Genomic DNA, 1654 nt, shown 5'->3' on the forward strand with positions numbered 1-1654 from the left:
TCTGGGGACGTAACACCGGTCAATCTGGACAATTGGGCGTCTGTTAGTATCTCGCTCATCGTTCTATCCTGTAAACACTGGCATGATTAAATCTGCGCCTACCTTCCAACTGGCCACGGTAAGGGTTGCTTGGGTGTTGGATTTACCATTGGAATAACCTTACCGTAAGGCGTTGCAGGAACTGCTCCACACCTCCTGCAGGACGGGGTGGGTGGATGTATACCTAGCCAGATTGCCGGCACGGTTACAGGGCCACCACACTGGCTACAGGTTCCTTTCACTATGTCGGTCATTGCTTAGCCTCCACTCGCTTAAATTTAACAACCCATACCCAGGGGTTGGCATCCGAACTGCCGGCGCCGTTGATGGAATCCCATAGGGTAAAGAAGGCGAGAACAGGGTGTGAAAACGGACCCATCTCCCCATTGCTCCAACCACACTTGTACGGAGTTATACCCTCCGCCTTGGCATCCTCCTCGCTGATGTCTTGCAGTCGCTCCACACGGATACCAGTAATCTCGTCCAGACCGCGACTCATCCATCGGCACATAAATCGGGCGTGTCGGTACCGGCCGAACTGCGGCGCTGGCGCTGGGCCGTCGGCCTCGTACCAGATTGGTGCGTCCTTCGGGATGTCGCGGGGAGGCAGGTGGTCGAGATCGGCAGTTGTGCGCCAGGCTTCGCGCGTCCAGAGTCGGTCGCCTGGTTGGCCGTAGGGGCAGCCGAACCTGGGCATCGCATCGCGCAACAGAACGTCGGCCGGACCTAAGTTCCAATCTCCATTGATACGCACGCGGCATTGACCGCCCTCGCGCATTTCCGGCTGCGGATTTATCATCCTCCGCGTATTCGTCTTCATGCCTGCCCGGAGAGCACGGATCATCTCCGCGCTGTATGGAATCGGGCGTTCTTTAACTTTCTTGCTCATGCCGCGTCATCCTCGCCAACAGTGACACCACCTCCGGTGTATGCTTTTTTTAGTTCGCCAGATTTGGAATAGTAGGATTGCTTGAACCTACGTCTTCCGACGATAAAAAGAGTCCACACGCTGCCCTCATGCGTCTTGGGCACAATTATTCGGTGAACATACTTCCGTGAGCGGAAAACAACAGCTCCAGGCTTCAGCCACTTATACTTCGTTGGCGTTTCCTCAATCAGGCAACCCTTGAGAACGATGGTGATGGACCATCTGGGGTGATCATGCAGGAGACCGTCATCGCTCTTGATCCAATTGTGAAGGAACACGTTGAACGGTAAATACCATGGGCGAGCGTTAACCAGCCCGTGCTCGTCACTCCAATATTCGTCGGGCCATAGGAAGTGATAGCGGTGAGTATTGGGCTCGTCGTTAGAGTTAATAAGCGTATTTTTTATAGCCAAACACCATCGCGCGATAACGCGGTCAATGATGTTAATCGCGAAACTCTTCATGCGCATTGCCTCCATTGTTTCAAAGTACTGTCAGTCCTATGGCTGCTTCGGTACCACTGCATACACTGCCGTACTTTGGGTCTGTGTAATCACTGTGCCGGGCCTTCATGGCCGCATCGTCGTCACCAGCACCTTGGCTGTGTGGCCCTTAGCTCGAATAGTGGCCGCCGCAGCCCCACGCTCTCCGGCAAGCTCAAAGATGGCCGATGAGTATGGAGACCCC

General features: G+C 54.7%; 2 protein-coding genes. Both read right to left on the reverse strand.

Annotated elements, in window-relative coordinates; translation table 11 throughout:
• Positions 1-289: 289 nt before the first annotated feature.
• Positions 290-928 (reverse strand): hypothetical protein, encoded by a 639-nt coding sequence (locus ABVT36_RS18935; protein WP_368457955.1) that lies wholly within the window; start codon positions 926-928, stop codon positions 290-292.
• On the reverse strand, positions 925-1431 hold the full coding sequence (locus tag ABVT36_RS18940) for a hypothetical protein (RefSeq protein ID WP_368457956.1): 507 nt from the start codon (positions 1429-1431) through the stop codon (positions 925-927). Before ABVT36_RS18940 ends, ABVT36_RS18935 begins: the two co-directional genes overlap by 4 nt.
• Positions 1432-1654: the final 223 nt, after the last annotated feature.

Origin of the sequence: Microbulbifer sp. TYP-18 (assembly GCF_040932045.1) — a bacterium.
In the GTDB taxonomy this organism is placed as follows: domain Bacteria; phylum Pseudomonadota; class Gammaproteobacteria; order Pseudomonadales; family Cellvibrionaceae; genus Microbulbifer.

What these genes read in the sequence shown, in the direction of transcription:
- ABVT36_RS18940 (WP_368457956.1), bottom strand. Translation starts at nt 1,431, where the DNA reads ATGAAGAGTTTCGCGATTAACATCATTGACCGCGTTATCGCGCGATGG.
- ABVT36_RS18935 (WP_368457955.1), bottom strand. Translation starts at nt 928, where the DNA reads ATGAGCAAGAAAGTTAAAGAACGCCCGATTCCATACAGCGCGGAGATG.